This is a genomic window from Mycobacterium sp. IDUB_39 (assembly GCF_055419205.1).
On record NZ_JBVAXF010000001.1, the window covers coordinates 1,196,891 to 1,222,268 of the forward strand.

Annotated in this window: 25 protein-coding genes and 1 pseudogene; 6 read left to right on the forward strand and 20 right to left on the reverse strand. The window is 65.9% G+C overall.

Annotated elements, in window-relative coordinates; translation table 11 throughout:
• Positions 1-8: 8 nt before the first annotated feature.
• The 10 genes from ACZY0X_RS05540 to ACZY0X_RS05585 all read right to left on the reverse strand — a co-directional run bounded on the left by ACZY0X_RS05540 (position 9) and on the right by ACZY0X_RS05585 (position 10,570).
• Complete coding sequence (locus ACZY0X_RS05540) at positions 9-749, reverse strand: gamma-glutamyl-gamma-aminobutyrate hydrolase family protein (RefSeq protein ID WP_463768585.1); 741 nt, start codon at positions 747-749, stop codon at positions 9-11.
• Positions 749-2,212, reverse strand: a complete 1,464-nt coding sequence (locus tag ACZY0X_RS05545) for a flavin-containing monooxygenase (protein WP_463768586.1) — start codon at positions 2,210-2,212, stop codon at positions 749-751. Before ACZY0X_RS05545 ends, ACZY0X_RS05540 begins: the two co-directional genes overlap by 1 nt.
• A gap of 108 nt (positions 2,213-2,320) precedes the next feature.
• The gene (locus ACZY0X_RS05550) at positions 2,321-3,049 is read right to left on the reverse strand and encodes an SDR family NAD(P)-dependent oxidoreductase (RefSeq protein WP_463768587.1); all 729 of its coding nucleotides are present in this window, start codon (positions 3,047-3,049) and stop codon (positions 2,321-2,323) included.
• Positions 3,046-3,984: an alpha/beta hydrolase gene (locus ACZY0X_RS05555; protein WP_463768588.1), complete on the reverse strand. Its 939-nt coding sequence runs from the start codon at positions 3,982-3,984 to the stop codon at positions 3,046-3,048. The genes ACZY0X_RS05550 and ACZY0X_RS05555 overlap by 4 nt, the downstream gene beginning before the upstream one ends.
• A gap of 67 nt (positions 3,985-4,051) precedes the next feature.
• A complete protein-coding gene (locus ACZY0X_RS05560) occupies positions 4,052-5,434 on the reverse strand; it encodes a glutamine synthetase family protein (protein WP_463768589.1) in 1,383 nt (460 codons plus the stop codon).
• Positions 5,431-6,708: a glutamine synthetase family protein gene (locus tag ACZY0X_RS05565; protein WP_463768590.1), complete on the reverse strand. Its 1,278-nt coding sequence runs from the start codon at positions 6,706-6,708 to the stop codon at positions 5,431-5,433. The genes ACZY0X_RS05560 and ACZY0X_RS05565 overlap by 4 nt, the downstream gene beginning before the upstream one ends.
• Entirely contained in the window at positions 6,701-7,789 is a 1,089-nt protein-coding gene (locus ACZY0X_RS05570) for a hypothetical protein (RefSeq protein WP_463768591.1), read from the reverse strand. The genes ACZY0X_RS05565 and ACZY0X_RS05570 overlap by 8 nt, the downstream gene beginning before the upstream one ends.
• On the reverse strand, positions 7,786-8,565 hold the full coding sequence (locus tag ACZY0X_RS05575; protein ID WP_463768592.1) for an SDR family NAD(P)-dependent oxidoreductase: 780 nt from the start codon (positions 8,563-8,565) through the stop codon (positions 7,786-7,788). The genes ACZY0X_RS05570 and ACZY0X_RS05575 overlap by 4 nt, the downstream gene beginning before the upstream one ends.
• Complete coding sequence (locus tag ACZY0X_RS05580; RefSeq protein ID WP_463768593.1) at positions 8,562-9,842, reverse strand: YlbE family protein; 1,281 nt, start codon at positions 9,840-9,842, stop codon at positions 8,562-8,564. Before ACZY0X_RS05580 ends, ACZY0X_RS05575 begins: the two co-directional genes overlap by 4 nt.
• Positions 9,839-10,570 carry an SDR family NAD(P)-dependent oxidoreductase gene (locus ACZY0X_RS05585; RefSeq protein ID WP_463768594.1) on the reverse strand — a complete coding sequence of 244 codons (732 nt, stop codon included), beginning with the start codon at positions 10,568-10,570 and terminating at the stop codon, positions 9,839-9,841. The genes ACZY0X_RS05580 and ACZY0X_RS05585 overlap by 4 nt, the downstream gene beginning before the upstream one ends.
• A gap of 206 nt (positions 10,571-10,776) precedes the next feature.
• Between ACZY0X_RS05585 and ACZY0X_RS05590 the strand changes: the two genes are divergently transcribed.
• Positions 10,777-11,517, forward strand: a complete 741-nt coding sequence (locus ACZY0X_RS05590) for a FadR/GntR family transcriptional regulator (RefSeq protein ID WP_463768595.1) — start codon at positions 10,777-10,779, stop codon at positions 11,515-11,517.
• Positions 11,518-11,532: 15 nt separating this feature from the next.
• Here ACZY0X_RS05590 and fabG read toward each other — a convergent pair whose 3' ends face one another.
• Together fabG and ACZY0X_RS05600 are read right to left on the reverse strand one after the other, a co-directional pair.
• The gene (gene fabG, locus ACZY0X_RS05595; RefSeq protein WP_463768596.1) at positions 11,533-12,300 is read right to left on the reverse strand and encodes a 3-oxoacyl-ACP reductase FabG; all 768 of its coding nucleotides are present in this window, start codon (positions 12,298-12,300) and stop codon (positions 11,533-11,535) included.
• On the reverse strand, positions 12,297-13,835 hold the full coding sequence (locus ACZY0X_RS05600) for an APC family permease (protein WP_463768597.1): 1,539 nt from the start codon (positions 13,833-13,835) through the stop codon (positions 12,297-12,299). Before ACZY0X_RS05600 ends, fabG begins: the two co-directional genes overlap by 4 nt.
• Before the next feature lie 164 nt (positions 13,836-13,999).
• On the opposite strand from ACZY0X_RS05600, the gene glsA reads away from it, so the two are divergent.
• Positions 14,000-14,944, forward strand: coding sequence for a glutaminase A (gene glsA / locus ACZY0X_RS05605; protein WP_463768598.1), 945 nt, complete (start codon positions 14,000-14,002; stop codon positions 14,942-14,944).
• Here the strand turns inward: glsA and ACZY0X_RS05610 are convergent.
• Both ACZY0X_RS05610 and ACZY0X_RS05615 read right to left on the reverse strand, forming a co-directional pair.
• Complete coding sequence (locus ACZY0X_RS05610; RefSeq protein ID WP_463768599.1) at positions 14,941-15,312, reverse strand: WhiB family transcriptional regulator; 372 nt, start codon at positions 15,310-15,312, stop codon at positions 14,941-14,943. The two genes, glsA and ACZY0X_RS05610, sit on opposite strands and share 4 nt — an antisense overlap.
• 205 nt (positions 15,313-15,517) lie before the next feature.
• Positions 15,518-16,135, reverse strand: a pseudogene (locus ACZY0X_RS05615) (NlpC/P60 family protein); the annotation flags it as partial.
• Between the two features lie 662 nt (positions 16,136-16,797).
• Here ACZY0X_RS05615 and ACZY0X_RS05620 point away from each other — a divergent pair.
• Complete coding sequence (locus tag ACZY0X_RS05620; protein ID WP_463768600.1) at positions 16,798-17,484, forward strand: DUF4396 domain-containing protein; 687 nt, start codon at positions 16,798-16,800, stop codon at positions 17,482-17,484.
• Here ACZY0X_RS05620 and ACZY0X_RS05625 read toward each other — a convergent pair.
• Both ACZY0X_RS05625 and ACZY0X_RS05630 read right to left on the reverse strand, forming a co-directional pair.
• The gene (locus ACZY0X_RS05625; protein ID WP_463768601.1) at positions 17,463-17,867 is read right to left on the reverse strand and encodes a rhodanese-like domain-containing protein; all 405 of its coding nucleotides are present in this window, start codon (positions 17,865-17,867) and stop codon (positions 17,463-17,465) included. The genes ACZY0X_RS05620 and ACZY0X_RS05625 overlap by 22 nt on opposite strands.
• Positions 17,868-17,928: 61 nt before the next feature.
• A complete protein-coding gene (locus ACZY0X_RS05630; protein ID WP_463768789.1) occupies positions 17,929-19,107 on the reverse strand; it encodes an AI-2E family transporter in 1,179 nt (392 codons plus the stop codon).
• A 118-nt stretch (positions 19,108-19,225) separates the two neighbouring features.
• Between ACZY0X_RS05630 and ACZY0X_RS05635 the strand changes: the two genes are divergently transcribed.
• From ACZY0X_RS05635 to ACZY0X_RS05645, 3 genes are read left to right on the forward strand one after another with little or no spacing between them, the layout of a single operon-like run.
• Entirely contained in the window at positions 19,226-20,395 is a 1,170-nt protein-coding gene (locus tag ACZY0X_RS05635) for a lysylphosphatidylglycerol synthase transmembrane domain-containing protein (protein ID WP_463768602.1), read from the forward strand.
• Complete coding sequence (locus ACZY0X_RS05640; RefSeq protein ID WP_463768603.1) at positions 20,396-21,649, forward strand: M23 family metallopeptidase; 1,254 nt, start codon at positions 20,396-20,398, stop codon at positions 21,647-21,649.
• Complete coding sequence (locus tag ACZY0X_RS05645; protein WP_463768604.1) at positions 21,636-22,013, forward strand: DUF3054 domain-containing protein; 378 nt, start codon at positions 21,636-21,638, stop codon at positions 22,011-22,013. Before ACZY0X_RS05640 ends, ACZY0X_RS05645 begins: the two co-directional genes overlap by 14 nt.
• Here the strand turns inward: ACZY0X_RS05645 and ACZY0X_RS05650 are convergent.
• From ACZY0X_RS05650 to ACZY0X_RS05665, 4 genes are all read right to left on the reverse strand, one after another.
• The gene (locus tag ACZY0X_RS05650) at positions 21,928-23,379 is read right to left on the reverse strand and encodes a sensor histidine kinase (RefSeq protein WP_463768605.1); all 1,452 of its coding nucleotides are present in this window, start codon (positions 23,377-23,379) and stop codon (positions 21,928-21,930) included. The two genes, ACZY0X_RS05645 and ACZY0X_RS05650, sit on opposite strands and share 86 nt — an antisense overlap.
• Positions 23,380-24,057, reverse strand: a complete 678-nt coding sequence (locus tag ACZY0X_RS05655) for a response regulator transcription factor (protein ID WP_241405906.1) — start codon at positions 24,055-24,057, stop codon at positions 23,380-23,382.
• Between the two features lie 86 nt (positions 24,058-24,143).
• Entirely contained in the window at positions 24,144-24,527 is a 384-nt protein-coding gene (locus ACZY0X_RS05660; RefSeq protein WP_463768606.1) for a heme-binding protein, read from the reverse strand.
• Positions 24,528-24,699: 172 nt separating this feature from the next.
• Complete coding sequence (locus tag ACZY0X_RS05665) at positions 24,700-25,296, reverse strand: hemophore (protein WP_463768607.1); 597 nt, start codon at positions 25,294-25,296, stop codon at positions 24,700-24,702.
• Between the last annotated feature and the right edge of the window lie 82 nt (positions 25,297-25,378).

A 25,378-nucleotide genomic window follows, 5' to 3' on the forward strand; every position in this document is an offset into this window, starting at 1 on the left:
CGAGGCCGTCAGGCGTTGGAAGCGCTGAGAACGGGAGCGGGTCGGCAGGAGTCCACGAAGCCGCGGAGCACCCGCAGCGACATCTCACTGCTGTTCCAGTTGATCTCCGGATGCCACTGGATCGCCGTAACCGGCTGATCGACGGCCTCGTACGCCTCGACCAGCCCGTCATTGGCCCATGCCGTCGCAGTGAAACCGGGTGCCAGGCGGCGGATGCCCTGGTGATGCTGACTGTTGACGCTTATCTCGCCGTCCTGGTTCAACCACTTCGCCAGGCGGCTGCCTGCCGCGATGTCGACTGGATGGGCGAACGTCAGCAGCTCCTCCTCAGTCCGTCGATGCGGAATGTCGGAGGGGTGGTCGCGCGCGAGGTCGACGTAGAGTGTGCCGCCCCGCGTGGCGTTGACCAGCTGCGCTCCGCGACAGATGGCCAGGGTGGGGATTCGGCGACGCCACGCGGACTCGAACGCCGCGATCTCGTTCGCGTCCCTGACGGTGTTGACCCCGGCCACGGTGGGATCCTGCGCGTTGCCCCCGTAGAGGGTCGGGTCGATGTCACCGCCTCCGCTGATGAGCAGCCCGTCGACGTGGGCCAACATGCTCGACATATTCAGCAGTGCGGCACCACAGTCCACGGCCATCGGAATGGCTCCGCTCGTGTAGAGCCCCTCGAACATCTCGCGCCAGTGGATGAGTCGCGGCAGCTCGCGGCCGCTGAGGGTGACCGCGATGACAGGTTTCGCCGACATCAGGACAGCCGGACCGCGATGCGGCGCAGCAGCTTCGTGCCCAGAATGTAGGGAGTGGCACCGAATGGCCACTGCGACACGATCTTTCCGGTACCCGCGCGGAAGTAGCTGTTGGCGGTAGACCACACGGTCTTGGCGAGTTGGCCCTGGAGCCACTCGTTGTAGATCACGAAGGCCGACCGCCGGACGTCGATGACGGTCTTACCGGTCTTGGCGGCGCGCGAGATCAGGCCTGCGGCGAAGCTCGCCTGCGCCTCATAGAACGACACCAGGGGCACCGAGTTGGTGTTGGGTCCGTACATGATGAAGAAGTTGGGGAACCCCGGCACCATCATGCCGAGGAACGCCTCGGGTTCGCCGTTCCACGCACTGTGCAGTTCCGCCCCGCCCTGCCCGTGCACCTGGTAGTTGCCAAGGTAGTTGGCGGCGTCGAAACCCGTTGCCATGACGATGATGTCCAGCTCGTGCTCGTCGCCGTTGGCGTCGATCGCACCGGTCCGGGTCAAGCCCTTGACGCCGTGGGGCACCAGCTTGACCTTCGGGTTGCGCAGCGCGGCGTAGTAGGTGTCGCTCAGCACGGTGCGCTTCCCCTCGAACGCGAACTTCGGCGTGGCGAGCTCCATCAGGTCAGGCCGGGACGCCAGCTCGCGCTTGAGGAACGCCAGTGACATCGCGTGGCGGCGCTTGTTGTTTCGGCCATCGCTGCGGGCATGTCCCGAACCGATCTGCCTGACGTCGTAGTCCACGAAGAGCTTGTAGCGCCGCCATGCGTACACCAACGGATTTCGGTTGAGCTGACGCTCGCGCGGGCTGAAGGTCCGGCTGTCCTTCGGAATGATCCAGTTCGGCTCCAGTTGGAAGATCGTGACGTCCGATGCGACCTTCTCAGCTTCGGTGACGATCTGAACTGCAGACGATCCGGTGCCGACCACCGCGACCGACTTGCCGGTCATGTCCAGACCCTCCGTCCATCGCGAGGTATGGCACATCGCACCCTCGAAGTCGTGGCCGTCGCGGGCGAACGGTGGCATGAGCGGAATGTTGAGGAAGCCCACCGCGCTGATGACCGCGGTGAACTCACCGTGGTCCTCACCCGAGGACGTCGTGACGGTGTAGGTGTGGTTCTGATCGGACCAGGAGACGTCCTGCACCGACTCGTTGAACCTGATGCGCCGCGGCAGATCCCACTTGTCGGCGACGCCCTCGAGGTAGCCGAGCAGCTCGCGCCAGTCGGCGTGCGTCCTGGTCCAGTCGTGACGTTCGAACGAGAACGAGTAGATGTGGGATTCCAGATCGACCTCGGCGCCGGGGTAGCGGTTATGCCACCACGTGCCGCCAAGTCCCGGCGCCTGCTCGAAGATCACGAAGTCCTCGATGCCCTTCCTGCGCAGCGCGACAGCGGCGGCGATGCCACTGAACCCGGCACCGATGACCGCCACTCGGGGCGCCAGGTGTGCGTTCATTGATGTTCTCCTCGATGCTCGGCAGACGCGCTATAACCGCTATAGGTTCAGTATTTAGACCTTAAACGGGTTTGTCAATCGTCCAGGTGGTGTGAAACCTGGTCGGAACTACTTGATTTGGGCGGTCCAACCGCCGTCGACAACGAGGTCGGTCGCGGTGATGAACGAGGCCTGCTGGGACAGCAGGAACGCGATCGCGTTGGCGATATCCTCGGGCATGCCCAGTCGGCGAATCGGCGTGCGCTGTTCCATATCGGTCCGCCTGGCCGGGTTCTCGACGTAGAGCGGTTCGATCATCGGGGTGAGGATTGCGCCCGGACACACGGTGTTGGCCCGGATGCCCTCGGGCCCCAGCTGCAGCGCAAGGCTGCGGGTCAGGGAGACGACCGCAGCCTTGCTGACCTGGTAGGCGTCGAGCGGCGAGTCCATACCGCGAATGCCCGCGGTACTCGCCACGTTGACGATGCTCTTGCCCTGGCCGGACCGCAGCAGCGGGATGGCGGCGACGGTGAGATGTCGCAACGCGTGCAGGTTGACACCGAGGGTGGCATCCCAGACGGCCTCGTCGGTGTCGAGGACCGACCCATCGCGATCGAACAGCGCCAGGCCGGCGGCGTTGACCAGGTAGTCCAGCGGTTTCCCGTCAAGAGCCGCAAGCAGTCCGGCGGGATCGCCGCCGAGCAGGTCGAACTGGACGTAGTCGACACCGGACGGCAGGCCGGGGACCTCCGGCTTGATGTCGGTGGCGACAACATCGACGCCGTCGGAGGCCAGGCGGATGGCCGTGGCCAGACCGATCCCCCCGCCTGCGCCGGTGACTATCGCGGTGGCACTCACTTGTCGGCACCGCCCAGGGCGTGAGCCAGGCGCTCACCTGCGAGGGTCATCGCGTCGGTCGCCGACGGGAACACCTCGTCGAGGCCGAAGAAACCGTGGACCATGCCCGGGGTCTGGTGGGTCAGGGTCGGCACACCGGCCGCCTTGAGCGCCTCGGCGAGCAGTTCACCCTGGGGACGAATCGGGTCGCACTCGGCGAGCAACACGGTCGTCTCTGGCAGCCCCGCCAGGTCGGCGCTGAGAATGTCCACCCTGGGATCCGCGGCCGCGGCGGCGTCGGGCAGGTAATTGTCCTGGTGCCACTGCAATTCGTCCCGCTCGAGCATCACGCCGTCATACTCTGAGTCCATGCCGCGGGCGAGGTCGGTGGTCGCGACGGGATAGACCAGCAGTTGGTGGCACAGGTGGACGGTGCCCGCGTCACGTGCATGCAGGGCGACCGCGGCGGCCAAGTTGCCGCCTGCGCTGTCGCCGGCGACGGCTATATGGGTGGTGTCGACGTCGAGGCCCGATGCGGGACTGGCGGCGAACTCCAGGGCGTCGATCGCATCGTTGACCGCTGTCGGGAAACGCGATTCGGGCGCACGGCGGTATCCGACCGACAGCACAGCGCCACCCGAGGCATTGGCCAGCTTGCGAGTTGCCACGTCGTGCGAGTCGATGCTGCCGAGCAGCCAGCCACCACCGTGGTAGTAGACCGTCAGCGGTAGTACCGAGCTCTCCTCCGCAGGCAGGTACAGCCGGCCGGGAATGGTCTGTCCATCGCGGGTGGGGATCGCGATGTCGACGACACGGTGGACCGGCGGCTTGGCCAGTGCACCGAAGGTGTCCTCGAAGTTCTGGCGCGCGGTCTCCACGGGCAGTAGGTGCGCGTTGGGTCGACCAGACGCCTTGGCGTCGTCGAGCATCTTCTGGGCGATGGGATCGATCGGCATCAGTGGTAGTTCCTCGGTAGTGGGTTATCGTCAGGTGGACATACTGTCGAGCGAATACAGTTGGTGGTCAGACACGTTCGTAGTAGCGGCGCGTCTCCCAGTCGGTGACGCTGTGTGAGTCGAAGGCCACCAGTTCGCTTCGCGCAGAGGCGAGCAGATGGTCGAACACCTCGTCGCCGAATCCTGCTCGGGCCGTCTTGCACTCGGCGAAGAGGCGCAACGCCTCGTGCATCGACGTCGGCACGATAGTGACGTTGTCGCCGGTCCAGGCGTTGCCGTCGAATATCTCGGGCGCGGGCAACTGGCGTTCGACACCGTCGAGGCCCGCGATGATGGTGGCCGCGTAGGCGTAGTACGGGTTCACGTCCCCGCCCGGGATCCGATTCTCGACGCGGTAGGACGGTCCGCTGCCGACCAGCCGGAACGCACAGGACCGGTTGTCGTTACCGACCGCGATCGCGGTGCCGGCGAATTGATCCGGCTGAAAGCGTTTGTAGGAGTTGATCGTCGGCGCGAACATCAAGGTGATGTCGGCCGCATGGGCGAGCTGACCGGCGACAAACGAACCGAACTTGTCCGACATCCCCCCTGCCGGTCGGTCCGAGGCGCACAGGGCCCTGCCCTCGTCGGCCGACCACATGCTGACGTGGAGGTGACACGAGGAGCCAACCTCGTCGATCTTGGGTTTGGCCATGAACGTCACCGTCAGATCTGCGGCATGCGCGAGTTGTTTCACGCCGTACTTGAACAGCACGTGGCGATCCGCCATCTCGAGGGTGTCGCAGTAGTCCAGGGTGACCTCCTGCTGCCCCAGTCCCCACTCCGGTTTGGAGGACTCGACGGACACGCCGAACTCGGGCATCTGGTTACGGATGCGTTCGATGAACCAGTCGTCGCGGCCAGACTGCACCATCTGGTAGTCAGAACGGTAGTCCGACAACATCTTCAGGTTCTGGTATCCCATCTCCCACGCCTCGCGAGGTGGCGTTGAGGCAAGGAAGAACTCCAACTCGGAGGCGAACTTGAAACGCAGGCCGTGTTGTTCGGCGCGCTCTATCTGCTTCCGCAGAATGGTACGCGGCGCGACAGACAGGAGCGTGTCGGAGCCGGTCTCGTACGCGTCACAGATGACCAGCGCGACATGAGGCTCCCATGGCACGCGGCGCAGTGTGGTCAGGTCGGGTACCAGCCGAATGTCGGCCCAGCCGTTGTCGGCGTTGGACACCGCGAGGCCGAGCGGGTTCATCTCCAGGTCGACGGCGAAGATGAAGCTACTGGCGTTGATGCCATCACCTGAGAGCCCGAGCGACCGAAACGCCTGGATCGTGAGCCGTTTACCCACCAGCCGGCCGTACGGGTCCGGTGCGGCACAGACGACGGTGTTGATCTCGCCGGTGCTGGTCAGCTGATCGAACTGCTCGATCGACAGCAGTGTTGATGACGTGTTCATTGGTGCTCCAAGTGGCGGTGAAGTTCCCAGCTGGTGATATTGGTGCGAAGCCAGTCGTCGTAGCGCTGCGCTTCAGCACGCCGAGTCGCGGCGAACGAGGCGCAGAAGGGCTTGCCCAGCAGGTCGGGCAACCAGGACGAGTCCTCGAAGCGAGCGACTGCGGCCCACAGGTCGGCGGGCAGGTCGAGTGAGCCGTCCCCCGGCGCGGGCAGGTCCAAACCCTCACGCAGACCGTGCAGTCCGGCGGCGAGAATCGCCGTCGCGACCAGATAGGGGCTCGCGTCGGCACCGGGACGGCGGTGCTCGACTCGCGCCGACGCGACGTCGTTGAGGATGACCCGGCACGCCGAAGCACGATCGTCGTGTCCCCACCCGGCGGTACCGGGAGTGAACATCTCGGGATCGATGCGCTTGTAGGAGTTGACGTACGGATTGAGCAGCGCGGTGGTGGCCGGCATCCCCGCCAACAGGCCGGCCAGATAGTGCCGCGCCTCCGTGGAGAGCTGACACTGCGGGTTGGCGAAGACGTTCGCGCCGTCACGGGTGAGGCTGGAGTGCAGGTGACCGCCCGCACCGGACTTGTCGGCGAACGGCTTGGCCATGAAACTGGCGTGCAGACCGCGTTCGGCGCACAGGTCGCGAAGGTATTGGCGCGTTCGCACCGCGTTGTCCGCGGCACGAACCGCGTCGGTCGGCGCGAGGGTGAACTCGAAGAAGCCTGGCCCGAGTTCGGCGTGGAACATCTCCACCTCGATACCGACGGAGTGCATTCGGTTGATGAAGTCAGTTGCCAGCGAGTGCGCCTCGGCGGATCTGGTGAGGCTGTACGCGTTCTCCGTTGCGCTGAACGGTTGACGGCCACCGGCCCCGGGCGCGTCGCGGAAGAGCCAGAACTCGTACTCGAAACCCAGGACCGGGTTCAGGTCCAGCTCACCGAATTGATCCACCAGAGAACGGAGCACGTTCCTCGGTGACATGTCGAGCGGCCTGCCGTCGGCACTTGCCAGGTCGGCGATCACGGCCTCGGTTCCCATCCGCCAGGGCAACGCGATGCGGGTCGACTCGTCCGGCACCAGCGTGGCGTCGGGATAGCCATTGCCGACGTTGCTCAGGGGTGTGTCGGTCACCTCGTCGACGACCGAGAGCCCGTAGAGGATTGTGCAGAACGCCAGGTTGGTGGGTTTGCGAGTCTTGTCGGCGCGCACCACCTTGCCGCGGAGGCCCAGATCGTAGTCGGGTACCTCAAGCTGGGTCATCGCCACGCGGTCAGTCATATTCGACTCCATCTTCCTTGGCCGGGCGGCGCGACGGATCACGCCCGACCCGCCAGTAGACGTGATCCGGCACATCGGCGGGGTCGTGATAGACCCACCACGTGCACGAGGTCGTTGTCTGTTGTGGACCCCACGTGGGAGCGTCGATGACTCGGGTGGGGAAGCCCAGCCGGTCGATCGGCATCACCTCGTTGAGCTGACAGCAGTGCACGCAGTACGAGCAGATGCCGACGGTGTTCCACGCCCAGTCGTGCGGACGGGTGGTCACCGCGAAGTCGTACGGTGCGGCACTGCGGGGCCTACCGTCGGTGACCCCGACATCCAGGGTGCGTCCGCCGGATCCGCAAGGAGCGAAACGGAATCCGGTCCTGGTGGGTTCCTCGATGATCTCGATATCGCCCTGCCGACCGGTCCCGGTCAGGTGCGCGTGGAAGCCATCGAGGATCGCGATGACGAGCTGCTGCGCCGAGTCCGACCATGGCTGGTTGTCCAACGCATAGCGCCGAGCATGGATCTCGTACCAGTCGGCCATCAGGACATCCCACAACTCGCCAAGGCTGTCCTCGCCAACGGTGCGCACGGCGATGTCGATCAGCCCGGCCACGCGGTCAACCGCGCGGTCGTGCACACCCTGCCAGACCGTGCGCGCAACCTCGATTGCGGCCACCGCGTCGGGGTCGTGGCCGCGACAGGACAGGGCGGCCACACGCACCGCGTCGACGTACCGCGGCCACTCGGCCTCGATGCCCTTGGCCGCCACGTCGCCGATGAGCGCATGCAGCCGGTCAAGGGCAGTGTCGATCTCGGCCGCGTCGACCCCGCGGGCGCTGATCCAGTCACGTGTGGCCGTGGGCCACGCCTCGTAGATCTCGCGCAGTTCCTGCGCTTCGAGCACGGAGACCTCGACCAGCGCGGCCGCAGCGTCGAAACGTCCAGCCGCGGCGTGCTCTGCGGCACTGCGGAAGGTGCCCTTGGACAGCTCTTCGAGGGTGCCGGTGCGGGCAACCCGTCCCAGCGAAGGTTCGTGGGCGACGACGGTGGGGGCCTGTCGGCCGCTGCTCGTGTGGGCTGAAGTACTCATGTCAGCTGGAATCCCCCGTCGACGCGGAGGTCGGTACCGGTTATGTAGCCGGCCTGGTCACTGAGCAGGAATGCGGCGGCCTGGGCGATATCGTCCGGTTCGGCGAACCGTCCCGCGGGCACGCGCGCAGCGAGCGCGGGCGGCAGGACCGTGGTGTCGCCGTGAGCGGCCGCCATCGGTGTGGCGACGAATCCCGGGGAGATGCTGTTGACCCGCACGCCGTCGACCGCAAGGGCGCGCGCGGCGGTCTGAGTCAACATGTGCAGACCAGCCTTGGACGCCGCGTACTGCGGTGTGGGATCGGGGTCGGACAGTGCGATGACGCGCGAGGCCTCGATGGAGGTGATGTTGACGACCGCGGAGTGCGTCGCGCCGCGCAGCGCGGGCGACAGGGCGTCGATGAGGTTGTACGCACCGACGAGGTTGATCTCCAGGCACCGCAGCCAGGCCTGCCGGTCGACGCCGGAGAACCCGGTGTTGTCGATGATGCCTGCGCAGTTGACCAGGTAGGAGATGGCATCGCCCGCTACACCCGCCTCGGCCAGGCGTCCCATCAGGTCGGGGTCACGCACGTCGGCGGCAACACCGACCTGTAGCTCGGCGGCGAAGTCGGTCTCGGGATCGGGCGCGCGGAGATCCAGCCGGATCGTCCGCACCCCGGCAGACATCAGGGTGCGGGCGATCGCCGCACCGATACCCGAGGCCGCACCGGTGACCAGCGCGTCACCGCCGCTGAAGGTCAGCGGCAGCGACTTGCGGCCCGTCGTGCCGCTCATCGCGAACCGAATCTGCGCCCGTGCTCGGCAAGCGCGTCGGCGAAACACTCGCGGGGCGCCCGGATGACGCCTGCGCCGATCTGACCGCCGTCGCGACCCGCCAATCCCACGTCCATCACCGGAAGGACCGCAGTCTCGAGGACCTTGCGGGCGTCGATACCCGTGGGCGTACCGCGGAAGCCGAAATGCGGTATCCGGTAGGTGCTGTTCTCTCCATACGTGATGGCATACATCTCGAGGTTGCGCTCGATCATCACTTCTGGCGAACCGCCCTGATATTCCTGCAGCGACAGCGCGCAGGCCTGAGCGAAGCCGCCCAACCCGATGGTCTCGGTGATGGGCGATTCGCCGCCCATCCACGTGATCTCGTCCTCGGTGTGACCGGCGAACAGCTTGCCCTGATGGATCGGGGGCGGCCCCTCGAACCAGGTCTCGCCCAGGCCCGCGAGCTTGATCGCGAACCCGCGGCACGAGAACGCCATCGCCGAGACCAGCGTGGAACCGGGGACCACCATCGCATCAGCTGAGGCCTTGGCGGCCGCCATCGACAACCTCAAGAAGAAGTAGTCGTTCTCGGCCAGGTGCAGCATCGTCTCGCGCACACCCGCCACACCGTCGTCGACCATGTCCAGGACCGCGGGCAGGATCTCGCGGTTGAACAGGATCGACGCTGCGGCGTTGCGGCTGTGCACCTCATCGCCCATCCGCAGAGCCCGGGCGATCAGCGGCTTGAGCGCGATCCCCCCGCGGCGACGGATCGCCTCTCCGACCACGGGCGCCAGCACGGAGTTCACGTGCAGGAGACGTTCGTGCACACCCTCGTCGTAACAGCCATAGTTCAGGCGGCGCGGTTCCTTGCCCTCATAGAAGTTGCAGAAGCCCACGTTGCCGTGCGTGCGGTTCTCCACCACGAACACCGGCATGGAGGCGGTGTAGATCCCGGCCAGCGATCCCACTGCGGCGTAGTCATGGCACGCGCCCACCTCGATCTCGCCGCTGGCGAAACCGGCGATGGCGTCCTCGCGGTTGTCGGCCAACCCCTCGAACAGCGCCCCGCCGATGAGCGCCTCGCGCTGCCCGCCGGTGTAGTCGTGCCATGACATCGGCGCCCCCGAGGTGAGCACCAGATTGTCGCGGTAGCCCGGCAGCACGTCGCGTGCCGGCCGGACGTCGATGACCCACGGGTCGGCGGCATCCAGGCGGGAAAAGGCCTGCGCGTTGGCGTCCTCGACCGAGGTGAACTCGCGCAGACCCGCACCAGCGTGCTCGGTGCTCACCACGCGACCACACCCCCATCGACCAGCAGGGTCTGGGCGGTGATGAACGACGCGCGCGGCGAGAGCAGGAACTCAACCGCCTCGGCGACCTCTTCTGGCTCGCCGATGCGCTTGAGCATCGCGTAGCTAGCGCTGAGTTCCTCACCGCCGGACACCCGCGCCATCGACGGGCTCATCGGTGCGCGGATGACGCCCGGGGCGACGTTGTTGACCCGGATGCCACGATCGGCGAGTTCCTCTGCCAGGTAGCGGGTGTAGGCCGCGATCCCGGCCTTGGTCGCGCCGTACACCGATGCACCCCGGAAGCGTCCGAAATGTCCAGTGAGACTGCCGATGTTGACGATCGCGCTGCCCTCGGTCAGCAGCGGCGCCACCACGTCGGTGACGCGAGCCATCCCCGCGATGTTCACCTGGAACATCAACTCCAGCTTCGCCTCGTCCAGCTCACCCAGGAACGAATCACGCAGAATGCCAGCGCAGTTGACCAACCCGTATAGCGTCTCGCCGTCCTCGACCACCGACGCCACCGCGGCGGCCACGCTATCGCGGTCACTCACATCCATCGCCACTGCCTGCGCGCCCTCCATGCGGGCCTGCACCAGATCCAGCTCGCCGACCACCGATTCGACATCCGCGGCGACCGCAACGTAGCCACTCTGCAGCAGCCGGCGGCAGATGGCCTGGCCGATGACGCCCGCTCCTCCGGTGACGATGACTTTCTGTCCCACGGTTCTTCCCTTCACTGGTGATGGCGATCACTACTTGAAGCAAGTCTCACGCACAAAGACCTATTGGTCAAGTTTTTAGGTGTTTAAATTCCGGCCCTCCGATCGGCCCCCTTTTGCACCCCCGTACCGATTGGTTCAAAGGTCAGGGCTAACCCGGTTTGAAGGTGCGGTGCGCTACCCTCGGGCAAGCGAAAGGGGGCAATCCGATGACGGCAACAGGGCGATCCTCGGCACTGAGTCCGGTCCGTCAGATTCCGGCCCACGAACTGGTGGTCGACCAGATGCGCCGAGCGCTGGAACTGGGCCAATTTCGGCCCGGCGACCGGCTCCCCACTGAACGCGAACTCTCCGAGATGCTCGACGTATCGCGAACCACGGTGCGCGCGGCGGTGGCCGTTCTCGAACGCGAGGGTTTGATCGCCGTACGGCGAGGCCGCGGCGGCGGTTTCACAGTGCAGGCCCCTGAGTACGACCCCGTCGAGATGCGCCGCGAGATGCGCCGCAACAAGCGGGCGATCCGGGACGCCTTCGACTACCGGATCATCGTCGAGACGGGCGCCACCCGCCTGGCGGCCGAGCGACGCCGCAATCTCGACCTGACCGATCTGCACAAGTTGCTCAGCGGAATGGACACCGCGTTGGACACGGCGCTGCACGAGCAGTCCGCACAGCACACCACGGAGTTTCAGACCTTGGACTCGGCGTTCCACATGGGGATCGCCCAGGCGGCGCAGAACGACCGGCTGCTCGACGCGGTCGCCGACGCCCGCAGGCGAATGTGGCTGCCCGTCGGCGCGATCTTCGGTCGGCTCGAGGCGAATGCCAACGACTACCACGAGTCGATCCTGGAGGCCATCGAGAATCGGGAGCCCGAACTGGCTGCGGCTCGAATGGAGGAACACATCAACGACACCCGCCACACCATCGAGTCCTGGCTCAAGCGCTGAGCCAGGACCCGAGGCTCACACACCCTCTGGGAACTCGGGCAGGGTCTGGCCACCGTCGATCACCAGCGTCTGGCCCGTGATGAACCCGGCCCCCTCGCCCGCGAAGAAGACTGCAGCAGCAGCGATGTCGGCGGGTGTGCCCAGGCGACGCTGCGGTATGCAGGCTCGCATCTTCGCGATCGCTTCATCGCCAAGGCCGGTGAGCCCCTCGGTCAGGATGCTGCCCGGCAGGATCGCGTTGATGGTGATGTCGTCACCGGCCAGTTCCAGGGCGGCACTGCGCACGAAGCCAAGCTGAGCGGCCTTGCTCGCGCCGTAGTGACTGAGCCCGGGGTAGCCGGTGACGGGTCCGGTGATGGAGGAGATCACCACCACCCGACCGCGCCCGGAGGACCTCAGCGCCGCCCGGCACGCCTGCACCGAGAAGATCGTGCCCGCGACGTTGGTGCCCATGATCTCGGCTACGTCGGCGGCCCCGAGATCATCGAGGCTGCGTTCGGGATAGATACCGGCGTTGGCGCACAACACATCCAGCCCGCCCATACGCTCCTGGGCCTCCGCCGCCATCTGCGCACACGACTCAGGGCTCGCGACGTCGGCCACAATCGTGTGGACTCGATCGCCGTGTTCGCCGAGACCACGAGCCGCGCCGGCCAGCGCGGCGGCGCTGCGGCCGCTGATCGCGACCGCCGCACCGGCGCGCAGGAAACCCTCTGCGATACCCAGCCCGATCCCCCGGCTACCTCCAGTGACCAGCACCCGCATCCCGGAGCGGTCCGTCACGACCGGGTCTCGGCCGGCAGCTCGTTGGGAGCGTCGTCGAACACGGTGCTGCCGATCCGCTCATACAGATCGGGACGCGCCTTGCGGAGATAGGCCGCCACAGCCATCGAGCCGAACAGCAGTCCCACGACGACGTACGGAATCACCTTGAAGAACAGGGTCTCCGAGGCTCCACCCGCGGCAGCGGACATATTGGAGAGCATCAGGTAGATGACGTACACCATGCCGGCCCCACCGATGATCGGGGCGGCAATCGTGCGCCACCAGCTGGCGGTCTCGGGGTGCTGCTTCTTGACGTGGAAGTACACCACCGTCGCGACCGACGACATGGTCTGCACGATCAGCAGACACAGCGTCGCCATGATCGCGACCAGGACGAACAACACGCCGTAGGGGTCGGCACCGCTGACCGCACAGATGATGAGGATGACGCCGGCGATGGCACTCTGCGTCAGGGACGCGATCCACGGTGACGCGTGCTTGGGATGAGCCTCACCCAACCGGCGCCACAGCAGGCCGTCGCGGCCGAATGCGAACAGGTAGCGTGCAGCCGAGTTGTGAATGGCCAGGGCACAGGCGAACGATCCACCCACGACCAGCCACTCGAAGACCGTCACCGCCCAGCTCCCGAGATACGCCTGCGCCGGTGCATAGATCAGGTCGAACGGACTTGCGCCCGAGGCCAACTCGACTGCCTTGGTCGGGCCATTGCCGACAATGACTGCCCATGAGATGAAGGCGTAGAAGACGCCGATCCCGATGACCGCGATCATCGTGGCCTGCGGGACGATCCGCTTGGGATTCTTCGACTCCTCGCCGTAGATCGCCGTCGACTCGAAACCCACCCAGGACCAGAACGCCATCAGCAACCCGAGCCCGACCACGCCTCCCGCGACACCGTTTGTGCTCATGGCAGTCACCGGATTGAGCGACGTCCAGCTCATGCCCTCGGGGTGATGCATCAGGGACGCCACGGCACTGATTGACAGCATGGCGATCTCGGCAACAAGAACCACACCGAGAACCTTGGCCGCCAGCGAGATATCCCAGTGCGACAACAGCGCGATCACGACCAGACAGATTGCCGCGTAGACGAGCCACGGCAGGTCCAAGCCGAACTGGTTGGTGAATGCCTGATCGGCGAAGGCGGAGAAGATCCCAATCAGCCCCGCCTCCATCGTCATGTAGACGAACATCGACATGACGCCCGCGGGCAGCCCGGGGATTCGCGACCAGCCGCGTGAGACGAAGGTGTAGAACGCTCCGGCCGCGGTGATGTGCCGCGCGAGCGCGACGAATCCGACGCTGAAGATCGCAAGCACGATGGTGGCGAGCACGAATCCGCCCGGCGCCCCCAGACCGTTGCCGAACCCGACGGCGACCGGCAGGTTGCCGGTCATGGCGGTGATCGGAGCGGAGAACGCCACCACCATGAACACCACGCCGGCCAGCCCGATCGCCCCGCGTTTGAGGGTCGCGCGGCCCGGCTCCACGCCAGCCGGCGTGGCGACCTCGGGTACAGATTCAACGGCCATGAACAGCCCGCCTTTCGTTAGGCACAAACGTGACGTGCATTACAGATGACGCGAGCCTAGAGGCTTAAAGATCTAAAAACAAGACCTATAGACCAAACGCGATGTGCCGTGACATGCTGTTAACACCCCAGTCAGCACTTCCCGTGCGCAACAGGAGAATCGCCATGCCCACCTGTGCAGAGCCCACCGCGTTGACCGCGGAGTTGACCGCACACCTCCATGCCGCCGCCGCGCACGGCCGTCACAGCTCCTGTACAGGTTCGGTCAGCACCCAGATCCCCGCGCTGGCCGCAGTGCCCGCCACCAAGTTCGCGATGGCCGTGGCCACTGTCGACGGGACAGTCATCCACACGGGAGACAGCACCGAGGCCTTCTCCATCCAGAGCCTGTCCAAGCTTTTCGCGCTGTGCGTGCTGTTGCAACACGACCCCAGTGCCTGGCTCGACGTGGGATGGGGTCCGACCAATGCCGGCTACGGGTCCGTCGCCGACCTCGAACGCAACCAGGGCCGCCCCGCCAATCCGTTCGTCAACCCCGGCGCCATAGTCGTCACCGATCGGTTGATAACCCATACCGGCGACCCCGTCAGGGCCACCAGTGCACTGCTGCAGCGGGCCGACCCCGACGGGGTCGTCTCATGCGATACCGACGTCGCGATATCGGAAGCCCGTACCGGGCACCGTAACTCGGCCATCGCGCACGTGCTCGCCGAGCATGGACTACTGAACAATCCGATCGAACAGGTGCTGCACCACTACTTCGCCCAGTGCGCGATCACCGCCACCGTGCAGACCCTGGCCAAGGCGACTCTGTTCCTGGCTGACAGAGGCGGCGGCAACCCGCCGCTCAACCGTCCACTCGACGAGGCCACCGTGCGGCGCGTCAACGCCGTCCTGCTCACATCGGGAATGTACGGCGCTGCAGGCGACATCGCCTACCGCATCGGACTTCCCGCCAAGAGCGGTATCGGTGGCGGCGTCCTTGCCGTCATGCCAGCACGCGGCACAGTGTGTGTCTGGAGTCCACCACTGGACGGCGACGGCAACTCCGCCGGCGGCGTCGCCGCGATCGAGGAGTTCGCCCGGCTCGCCGGGTGGTCGGTGTTCTAGGGGCGTCCCATCGCCGCATCGAACCGCGCGGCATGAATCGAACGGCCGCGCGGGCGCTCACCGACGGAGACGATGGCGACGATTCGCTCGTCCTCGGACAGCCCTCCCCAGATGCCGAAACCCTCCCGGCCAGCCACGGCGAATGCCGCACACTCACGGATGACCGGACACTGCATGCACACCTGTCTCGCGCGCCGCAAGCGGGCGGCGCGCGCCGCGGCACGTTCGCCCTCGGGGTGAAAGAACAGGTCAGGGTCGACGGTGCGGCATCGCGCGGCCTCCTGCCAAGCCCCGTCCCCATGACCGGACAGGGTCGGCGGGGTTGCGGGCCTGACGACTGGGAGGCTTTGTCGGTTCTGAAGTTCCATGACTTGTTGAGAGAGTGCCTACGCGCAGTGCGCGAGCGGGGAGAGCACGTCGGCGCCGAGATCGGCCGCCATGGCATCGGACCTGGTAGCACTCATTCGCTCGTCCCTCCTGTACCGGGGTTGTGTCGCTGACCCACGGTAGGGGTACAAACACCTAATAACAAGACCTTTAGCCCAATATTTACGGTTCTCGTACTGCGACTGTTCAGTAGTCGATGAGTCGCGTCACGTAGGGCATCATGCCGGTGGTACGCACGGGTGACACCTTGACCTGGGATCCGGTGTACGGCGCTTCGAGCATCATGCCGTCGCCGAGGTACATCGACTCGTGTTGGCTGGCATTGGGCCCATAGAAGATGAGGTCACCCCGGCGCATCTGTGAGGCTGGGATCTTGCGGCCGGCGTTGTACTGCGATCCCGAGTAGTGGTCGAGCTTGATTCCCACACCGGCGAAGGCATACAGCATCAGCCCCGAGCAATCGAATCCGACGGTGCCCGCCCCCTGATCGACGCCACGCGATGCGCCATTGGCGTTACCGCCGCCCCAGGAGTAGGGAACCCCGATCTGCGACATCGCCCGGCGAATGACGTACTCGGAGGCCTGTCGGCCAGATACCCGCGGAATCCGACCATTGGTGAAACCGGGGTCTGCGGCTGCCGTCGGTTGCGGCAGGATCCCGATCCTCGCCAGGAACTTTCTACCCATCTCCGCAGTCACCTGTGCCGAGGTGGACGATATCTGCAGCACCGAATTGAAGATGGCCACCGGGTCTCCGGTGACGTTGGCGCTGGGCACCATCGGCAATGTGGTGTCCCACTGACCCGCATCGGTGTGAACGCTGGTGTCGTGACCGGCAGAGGCGACGCCAGCTGCGCCAAGCAACAATGCGGGTACGAGCATGACCGCGAGAATGCAGGTGCGGTAGGGGCGCATACGCCTCATGCGAACTCCTAAGCAATAGGCGCGCAGCTTGCGCGATGATCGGCACGGTGCCACGCAGATGCCGTCCGGCACCGCTACGTAGTCGTTACGTACGTACTGACTCAGTACGTATCGGCAACGTATATCACCGCAGCCACGCGGGGAACACCTGGCGCGTGTCATCTCGATAACGATTCCCGGGCGGGACGGTCCGCCCACAGTCCGGTAAATATGTTCCGGTACAGCGAGTTTCACGGACTCAGCGTGACGCGATCGCGAGGCGATAACAGCATGGCGTCAAGTCTGCGGCGCGCTGAACGAGGTCAAATCCGCTGTTACAGTGGCGAACAACGTCGTATCGCTGTCGAGTGACCGGCTGGTCGGCACGCACTACGGGTTACAACACCATCGTCGGAATGGGGATCCTCGTCGGCAATCTCGCGACGGGTTCGTCACCCCTTGTGCGCCGCACCTCCCGGGGCTACGGTGTTCGCATACCCTCCAGGGGTACCACGCCAATCTGACGAAGCGGTGATGGCTCACCGTTGGAAGGAGCCGACACCATGTCCGCGCCCTCGCACGAGCATGAGAACCACGCGCACCAGAACCACGCTGACCACCACGATCACGATATGGGCAGCACGAACGCGATGGCCGTCAGCGCGACGCTGCACTGCCTCACCGGGTGCGCCATCGGCGAGATCCTCGGGCTGATGATCGGAACCGCGATCGGACTGAGCAACCTGGCCACGATCGCCCTGGCTGTCGGCCTCGCCTTCCTGTTCGGATACGCGCTGTCAACGCTGCCGCTGCTCAAGGCCGGATTGACCTTCTTCGCAGCGCTCAGCGTGGTGCTGGCCGCAGACACCCTCTCGATCCTCACGATGGAAATCGTCGACAACCTCGTCATGGCGGTGATTCCAGGGGCGATGAACGCCGGCCTGGTCAACCCCGTCTTCTGGGCGTCGATGATGATCGCGCTGACCGCGGCGTTCTTCGTCGCGTACCCGGTCAACCGCTACCTGCTGCAGCGCGGCAAGGGCCACGCGCTGACCCACAAGTACCACCAGTCCGGCGGCACCGTGACCGGCGCGCGGCGCTTCATCCCCGACCTCAGCACCGGCGCGCTGGTCGCCGTGATCATCGCCTTCATGTTGGGTGGCCTGGTGGTGTCGATCGCCGCCGAACTCACCGACTCCGGCAGCGCGCCGCCCCACGCACTGGCTGCTCAGATGCCGATCAGTGGATGACCATCGGCCTGCCACGCCCGCATTCCGCCGCGCAGCTCGACAACATCTGTGTAGCCGAGCTTGTGAAGCGTCTCGGCCGCGATAGTGCTCATCGGTCCGGAACGGCAGTAGATCGCAAGTCCGGTACTGCGATCGGCCGGTAGCCGGCCGGCATTGGCGTCGATCTGGTCAAACGGAATGGACAGGTCGGTACCGGCGATATCACCCTCGAAGGGCACGTGAACATTGATCGTCACTCGGTCAGGCTGGGCGACCATGCCTGCGAATTCATCGGAATCCACAAGGCGCGCAAACGATGTCGTATCGGCTGACGCACTCGCCGGCGTTTCCGGCCGGTCGGTTCCGCACCCCGTCAGCGCCAGCACGCCGCAGGTGGTGAGCACCGCGCCGAATGCCCGGCGCCTACTGATTGTCCGCATGCGCACATGATACCCCCATGGGGTACTAACCCTGGGGTGGTGCAGCCTCGGCGGGCCCGGGTTCCACGTCGTCGGCCTGCCCCTTGATGGTCGGGCCGACCTCGGCTTCGAGCCTGGCCTCCTCGACATCTGGATCGTCGGCGATCAGGACGCGCGTCGCACTGTTCAGAAACGCCACGATCGGAACCGCCAGCAGCGCACCGACGATGCCGGCGAGCACGCCACCCGTCGCGATCGCGAGGACAATCGCCAGGGGGTGGATCGACACCGCGCGGCCCATGACAAGGGGCTGCAGGACGTGCGCCTCGAGCTGCTGCACGGCGATGATCAGGCCGAGCGTGATCAGGGCGTAGACCCAGCCCTTGGCGATGAGCGCGACGATCACCGCGATGCCGCCGGTGAGAACGGCACCGACGAGCGGGATGAACGCACCGAGGAATACCAGTGAGGCCAATGGCAGGGCCAGTGGAATCCCCATGATCGCCAGGCCCGCTCCGATGCCGATGGCGTCGACAAGCGCCACCAGGAACGTCGCGCGCACGTATCCGATCAGCGAGTGAAACCCGGCGCGGCCGGCGTCGCGCACACGACTGCGCACCGACGTCGGAAAGACCAGGGTGACGAACGAGAAGATGTTGCGTCCGCCGTGGAGCAGGAAGACCAGGGTGAAGAACATCAACAGTGCCCCGGTGACGATCTCGGCGATCGTGCCCGCCGTCGAGAAGGCACCGCTGGTCAGCTTGGCCTGGTTGCTCTTCAGCGCCTCGATCGCTGCGTCGGTCGCACTCTTGACCTGGTCATTGCTGAAATGGGAGAACACGCCGGTGGACAACCACTGCCGGGCATTCGTGATGCTTCGCGTCATCTGATCGATCAGAGCGGGCGCACCCTCGATGAACTGGCTGATGACGAATGCCAAGATGCCGCCGACCACCACGAAGCTGCTGAGCAGGACCACCGAGACGGCGGCTCCCCGGTTCAGGCCACGGCGGTCGAGGTAGTCGACGAGGGGCAGCAGCATCGCCGTCACCATCGTCGCGAGCAGGACGGGCACGACGATGAACTCGATGTGCCCGATGACCCATAGCAGGGCGATGAGCGCACCGAGGATGACGATCAGCCGCCACGACCACGCCGCGGTCTTGCGTACCAGCGGATGCACCGAGGCGTCGGCCGCCGAGTCCAGAGAGAACCCGGAGTCCACCGAGAAGCCCGACAAAGAACCTGATCCCCCACCCACCGGCATGCCGGTAGCGTAACGACTTGAATCCCGACGACGCGGCACGCTTGGCCGACGCGCCCGCGCCGTTACCCTGTAGGGCGTGTCGCACGACGCGCCGGCCGGCGACGCTCGCCAAGAGAGCCGCTCGCGTGGCAAGTACTGGTGGCTGCGATGGGCGATCATCGCCCTCGCGGTGACCGTGCTGACCGTGGAAGTGGCGCTGGTCTGGGACCAGCTCGCCAAGGCGTGGCGCAGCCTGCTCTCGGCCGACCTGTGGTGGGTGCTGGCATGCGTGGTCGCCGCCATGGCCTCGATGCACAGCTTCGCGCAGATCCAGCGGACGCTGCTGCGATCGGCGGGCGTGCGGGTGCACCAATGGCGTTCGGAGGCCGCGTTCTACGCAGGCAATGCACTGTCCACCACGATGCCCGGCGGCCCCGTGCTCTCGGCCACCTTCATATACCGCCAGCAGCGGCTCTGGGGCGCGTCGCCCGTGGTTGCCTCCTGGCAGCTGGTGATGTCAGGTGTGCTGCAGGCCGTCGGTCTGGCCCTGCTCGGACTGGGCGGCGCGTTCCTACTGGGCGCCAGCAAGAACCCCCTGTCGTTGATCTTCACCCTCGGCGGCTTCATCGCGCTGCTGGTACTCGCCCAGTCCGTGGCGTCCAATCCCCAGCAGATCGACGGCATCGGCGCCAGGGTGCTGTCCTGGTACAACTCGGTGCGCGGCAAACCCGCCGACACCGGTCTGGTCAAGTGGCGCGAAACGCTCGAGCAGTTGGAGTCGGTGAGCCTGAGCCGACGCGCCCTGGGGACGGCGTTCAGCTGGTCGTTGTTCAACTGGATCGCTGACGTGGCGTGCCTGGCCTTCGCCGCATACGCGGCAGGCGGCCATCCATCCCTGGCCGGCTTGACGGTCGCCTACGCGGCGGCGCGCGCAGTGGGTTCCATACCGCTGATGCCCGGCGGCCTCCTGGTGGTCGAGGCCGTCCTTGTGCCAGGGTTAGTATCAAGTGGAATGACGCTGGCGTCAGCAATCTCGGCGATGCTGATCTACCGGCTTGTGAGCTGGATCTTCATCTCCTCCATCGGCTGGGTCGTCTTCTTCTTCATGTTCCGCACTGAGAAGGACCTCGACCCCGACGCCAACGACACGACCTCCACAGGCACGACGGAAGTCGACGAGACACCCGCCCCACCGCAGTTCAGCCCTGATCCCGAAGTCGTGCACGAACCGGACTCACCTCCGGATTCCACTCCACAGGAGCGATGAATGAAACCCCCCATGCACCGCATCGCCGTGCTCGTCGGCGCACTCGCGCTCCTCACAGGCTGTTCGAACTCCACCGAGTCAGCCACGCAGACATCGGAATCCGAGTCGAGTACACCGTCCAGTTCGGCCGACGCCGAGCCGTCGGCGGCAACCCCGATGCTGGGGCGCGTTCTCGCTGCGCCGATCCCCGTGGCCGCCACCGACGGCAAGGTGCACCTGGCCTACGAGCTGAACCTGACCAACTCCCTCGGCCAGGAGATAACCGTGGAGTCGGTCACCGTCAACGCCGGCGACAGGAAGCTGCTCTCACTCTCCGGCGAGGACCTGGCGGATAAAACGCGCATTCTCGGCGCGATGGACAGTCCGACAACCAAGTTCGGTCCCGCGCAGAGCGGCCTCGTCTGGCTGGACGTGGTGATTGACGGCGCCGAAGGTGCCACACCCGCAGTGCCCGAGCAACTCTCGCACACCGTCGTAGTCAACCTGACCAAGCCAGCGCCACCCATCATGCCCGCCACCATGGCCGAGGACATCGCCAAGGTCACGGTCTCCACGCGCAAGCCTGCAGTCATCGCACCACCGCTCGACGGCCCGAACTGGCTGTCCGCCAACAGCTGCTGTGACGCCATGACGCCACACCGGATGGCGGCGAACCCGCTCAACGGCGAGCTGTGGATCTCCGAGCGGTTCGGCATCGACTATCTCCAGTTCGGCGAGGACGGCACAGCCTTCCGCGGTGACGGCACCAAGAACGAGAGCTACCAGTTCTTCGGCGACGACATCCACGCCGTGGCCGACGGCCCCGTCGTATCGGTGCTGGACGGGATGCCCGAGCAGGTCCCCCTCACGGATGCCACCGGACTCAAGGTCGAGGAGTACGGCGGCAACCACGTCGTACAGGACATCGGCGGTGGCAACTACGCCTTCTACGCCCACCTGAAGACCGGCTCGGTCAAGGTCAAGCCCGGTGACCGGCTCAGCACCGGCCAGGTGCTCGGAAACCTTGGTAACAGTGGGAATACGTCTGCACCGCACCTGCACTTCCACGTCATGGACGGTCCTGATTTCCTCAAGGCCAACGGCCTGCCCTTCGTATTCGACTCCTTCAAGCTCGACGGCCGGATGGTCTCGAATGACGACGTGGTTCCACTGCTGGAGGGCAAGCCGATCAATCTGGAGCCCGGCTTTGTGCCACGCGACGAAACCAATGTCAGCCCGCTAGTCCTGGATGTGATGACCTATGACCTCGGCTAGCCCGACCACGGCCCGCACCGTCGCCGTTGCGGCGGTGCTCGACATCGTGTGCGTACTGGTGTTCGCCACCGTCGGCCGCCGCAGTCACGACGAGGGACTCACCCTCGCAGGGGTTGCCGAGACGGCGTGGCCGTTCCTGACGGGAACGGCACTGGGCTGGTTGGTGATACGCGGCTGGCGCCGCCCCACAGCGTTGTTCCCAACTGGACTGGCGGTGTGGGTGGCGACTGTTGTCGTCGGGATGGCGTTGCGCAAGCTCACCGGCCAGGGCACGGCCATCAGCTTTGTGGTGGTCGCCTCGATCGCGACCGCCATCGTGCTACTCGGCTGGCGCGGCGTCGCAGCCGCCCTTGCTCGCCGCTGACCGACTCGTCCCGCTCCGAATCCTGCTCGCGCACAGGAGAGGTCGATAGCGTCAGCGTGCCACGCAGGCCACCCATCGGGCTGTCGGACAACGCGAACGAGCCACCGTGCAGTTCCGCCTGCTGCGACACCAGTGCCAGGCCCAGCCCCGACCCGCCGGGTGCTGCGGTGCTGCCCCTGGCGAACCGGCCCATGACGGCGTCGTGCTCCTCGACGGGAAGCCCGCGGCCGTTGTCGTCAACCACAATGGTCAGCACCTCGGCCGCGCCATCGCCGACTGTCCTCTCCCGACGCGCCGCCAGCACGATACGGGTGGCTCCACCGTGCGCAATCGCGTTGCGTACCAAGTTGTCCACGGCCAGTCGCAACCCACCAGGCCAGCCCCATATGGTGCCGATATCCTCACCGGCCTCCACCACGATGTCCACGACACCGTCCTTCGCGTTCTCCCGCGCCACCCGGTCGAGCATGTCGGTGATGTCGATGACCTCACGGTCCTCGGCCTGGGCGAGTTGACCCGACGCGAGCTGACCCAGTGCGGTGATGATCGCCTCAACGCGCCGTTGGGCACGGGCCAGGTCAGCCACGACCTCATCGCGCTCGTCGGCGGGCAGGTCGTGGATGCGCAGCGTGTCCAGGTCTGCCCGCATTGCCGTCAACGGGGTGCGCAGCTCGTGTGCGGCGTTGGCCGCGAAATCCTGTGCGGCTTGCAGCGAATTGGTGGTCGCCTGTTGCGCGGCGGCCAATCTGCTCAGCATGTCAACCATGGCGTCGGACAACTCCTCGGCCTCCCGGACACCCGTGACAGCCTCGATGTGTTCGGTGCCCTTGCCCAACCGCATCGTCTGCGCGGTCAGTCTGCGCAGGGGGCGGATCGCTGGACCCGCAAGCAACCAGCCGAGCCCACCGGCGACCAGCACGGTGAACACCCCGACAGCGGCGTAGACCGGAATCCTGGCCGGGCTCAACAGAATACTGTCAGTCCGGATACCCACCGACACCAGCACGCCGCCCTGCTGGTCCATGGGGATGGTGCGCACCCGGTACTCGAGTCCGTTCACCTCAACCGAGGCCGTGCCGGTCGAGAGACGAGGCAGCTGAAATCCGCGTTGGAACACCACCTGCCCCGATGAGCGCGACCGGCCGGTGGTCAGAACACCGCGGCTCGGATCGCTGAGCTGTTCGGGATACATGCTGGCGTCGACGATCGAGTCGAGGCGCCGATCAAGTTGCACCGCATCGTTGTTGGCCAGCACCACTGACGTCAGCACGGTGAAGACCGCCACCACTGCGGAAGCCGCCGCCGCCGCCGCCAAGGCGACCCGCGTGCGCAGCGACGCAGATCGGAGAAACCGTGGCCAGCGCACCTACGGATCGTGACGCAGGACGTAGCCGATCCCGCGCACCGTGTGGATCACCCGGTTGTGCCCATCACGCTCCAGCTTGCGCCGCAGATAGCTGATGAACACGTCGGCGACGTTGGTGTCGACGTCGAAGTCGTAGCCCCACACCAGTTCCAGCAGACGCTGCCGGGACAACACCACGCCAGCGTTCTCGGCGAGGATCGCGAGCAGATCGAACTCCCGCTTGGTGAGTTCGACGCGCTCACCGTCGACGAACACCAGCCGGCGCGCGGTGTCGATGGTCAGCGGACCGACCCGCATGGTGTCCGACGTCGGGTCCGAATGCGACGACCGGCGCAAGAGGGCATGCAGGCGCGCGACGAGTTCACCGAGATCGAACGGTTTGGTCAGGTAGTCGTCGGCCCCGGCCTCTAGCCCGGCGATGCGGTCATTGACCGTATCGCGTGCCGACAGCACGCAGATGGGAATGTCGTTGCCGAGCGCACGAAGCGCGGTCACGACGGCCACTCCGTCGAGTTCGGGCATCTGCACGTCGAGCACGAGCGCGTCGTGCGTCTCGGTGGAGAGCAGCCGCAACGCTTCCTTACCGTTGGCCGCGACCCGAACGTCAAAGCCGGAGTGCCGCAGTCCGCGGGAAACCGACGTCCTGACGTCCGGATCGTCGTCGACCATCAGGACCATCCGGCCCGATCCGTCCGCAGTGGACGGATCGGTGCCGGATTCCTCCCCCCTATTGGGAGGTGCCCCCTGCCGAACCGGCACGGGGATTACGGAATTGCAGGCGCAGGTGCCGTGCCGCAGCGGTTCTTAAGATCGACCAGCGGCTGGCGGATGCCCGTCAACTCGGCCTTCACCTGGGGGTTGTTGTTCAGGTAGGTCGACACCTCTTCGCGGATGTCCTCACGCTGCTTGCCTTCGAGGCTCGTGAAGAACCAGTTCACGTCGGGATGTGTGAACAGGTACGCCGATGTCGAGGCCGACACGCCTGCGGCCACACCGGCCAGATCGGCCGCCGTGCAGTTCGGCGGGTTGAGCGCCGGGTCGTCGGCCATGGCAGACGGGATGGCACCGAACAGCATCGCACCGGCGATCGCGCCAGCGCTCGCGACGCCAGCAACCGCACGCCGCCGACCAGTGGTCGAGAGCAACATGATCAAGCTCCTTTATCGAATACTGAATGGCCGTAACCACGGACGGTTACCGACACAGAAAAGCTAAGCAGAATCGGCGAAGACTTTCTCCCCTTGCGGTCAACCAATCTTCCTGACGCTCAAAACCCCAGTTCAACGAGTTGGCCGGGAGTCTGGGACGCGTCGCGGAAAGCTAGCCTGCGGCGGTCGCGGCGGTTGTGGCGGGACCAGGCAATGGGCCTGCGCCTTGGCGGCCGACCGATGCCGGTGGCCGCGACGCCGGCAGACCGGCACCCGGGACGCCTACGGTCTGAGCCGACCCGAGCCCTCCTGGCAAACTTTCCGGGGTCGCGCCCTGCAGTGCGCCCGCCTGTGACTGCGCGCCCTGCATCAGGCCCATAAGCTGCGGCAGCGTGAGCGGAAGCTTGCAGCGCGACGACAGCACGACGAGGGGCTGCTGCAACTGCTGCATGTCCTTGCCGGCCTGCGGGTTGGCATCGAAGTACGTCTTGAGCGCCGCCAATGACGCAGGACCCGCTTGCTGTTTCGATATGGTCGTCAGCGCTGTGTTGGTCTCCGGATGAGTGTCCAGGTAATTGCCCGTGGACGTTGCGACCGAACCCAACGTCTTGGCGACCTCGCTGGCCGCGCACGGGTCGGATGCTGCGGTGGCCGATGGGGCGGCCAGACCGCCCGGAACGGCCAGTGCGACGACGGCAGCACCGCCCGCCGCAGTTACAGCGAACGCTCCGAAGAGTCCTCGTCGCGCACGCTCAGATGTGCTTCCCATGGTTGGCTCCTCACGGTTCACGCAGGGCTCCTACCCGCACAAACCCTTGCTAATGGCGGCAATCTGATCCCCGACCCGAGGC

Excerpts from the sequence above, each read along its gene's own strand:
- ACZY0X_RS05545 (WP_463768586.1), bottom strand. The coding sequence starts at position 2,212 with ATGAACGCACACCTGGCGCCCCGAGTGGCGGTCATCGGTGCCGGGTTC.
- ACZY0X_RS05555 (WP_463768588.1), bottom strand. The coding sequence starts at position 3,984 with ATGCCGATCGATCCCATCGCCCAGAAGATGCTCGACGACGCCAAGGCG.
- ACZY0X_RS05640 (WP_463768603.1), top strand. The coding sequence starts at position 20,396 with ATGAAACCCCCCATGCACCGCATCGCCGTGCTCGTCGGCGCACTCGCG.
- ACZY0X_RS05565 (WP_463768590.1), bottom strand. The coding sequence starts at position 6,708 with ATGACTGACCGCGTGGCGATGACCCAGCTTGAGGTACCCGACTACGAT.
- ACZY0X_RS05600 (WP_463768597.1), bottom strand. The coding sequence starts at position 13,835 with ATGGCCGTTGAATCTGTACCCGAGGTCGCCACGCCGGCTGGCGTGGAG.
- ACZY0X_RS05575 (WP_463768592.1), bottom strand. The coding sequence starts at position 8,565 with ATGAGCGGCACGACGGGCCGCAAGTCGCTGCCGCTGACCTTCAGCGGC.
- ACZY0X_RS05610 (WP_463768599.1), bottom strand. The coding sequence starts at position 15,312 with ATGGAACTTCAGAACCGACAAAGCCTCCCAGTCGTCAGGCCCGCAACC.
- ACZY0X_RS05570 (WP_463768591.1), bottom strand. The coding sequence starts at position 7,789 with ATGAGTACTTCAGCCCACACGAGCAGCGGCCGACAGGCCCCCACCGTC.
- ACZY0X_RS05620 (WP_463768600.1), top strand. The coding sequence starts at position 16,798 with ATGTCCGCGCCCTCGCACGAGCATGAGAACCACGCGCACCAGAACCAC.
- ACZY0X_RS05660 (WP_463768606.1), bottom strand. The coding sequence starts at position 24,527 with ATGTTGCTCTCGACCACTGGTCGGCGGCGTGCGGTTGCTGGCGTCGCG.
- ACZY0X_RS05655 (WP_241405906.1), bottom strand. The coding sequence starts at position 24,057 with ATGGTCCTGATGGTCGACGACGATCCGGACGTCAGGACGTCGGTTTCC.
- glsA (WP_463768598.1), top strand. The coding sequence starts at position 14,000 with ATGCCCACCTGTGCAGAGCCCACCGCGTTGACCGCGGAGTTGACCGCA.
- ACZY0X_RS05560 (WP_463768589.1), bottom strand. The coding sequence starts at position 5,434 with ATGAACACGTCATCAACACTGCTGTCGATCGAGCAGTTCGATCAGCTG.
- ACZY0X_RS05665 (WP_463768607.1), bottom strand. The coding sequence starts at position 25,296 with ATGGGAAGCACATCTGAGCGTGCGCGACGAGGACTCTTCGGAGCGTTC.
- ACZY0X_RS05540 (WP_463768585.1), bottom strand. The coding sequence starts at position 749 with ATGTCGGCGAAACCTGTCATCGCGGTCACCCTCAGCGGCCGCGAGCTG.
- ACZY0X_RS05645 (WP_463768604.1), top strand. The coding sequence starts at position 21,636 with ATGACCTCGGCTAGCCCGACCACGGCCCGCACCGTCGCCGTTGCGGCG.
- ACZY0X_RS05590 (WP_463768595.1), top strand. The coding sequence starts at position 10,777 with ATGACGGCAACAGGGCGATCCTCGGCACTGAGTCCGGTCCGTCAGATT.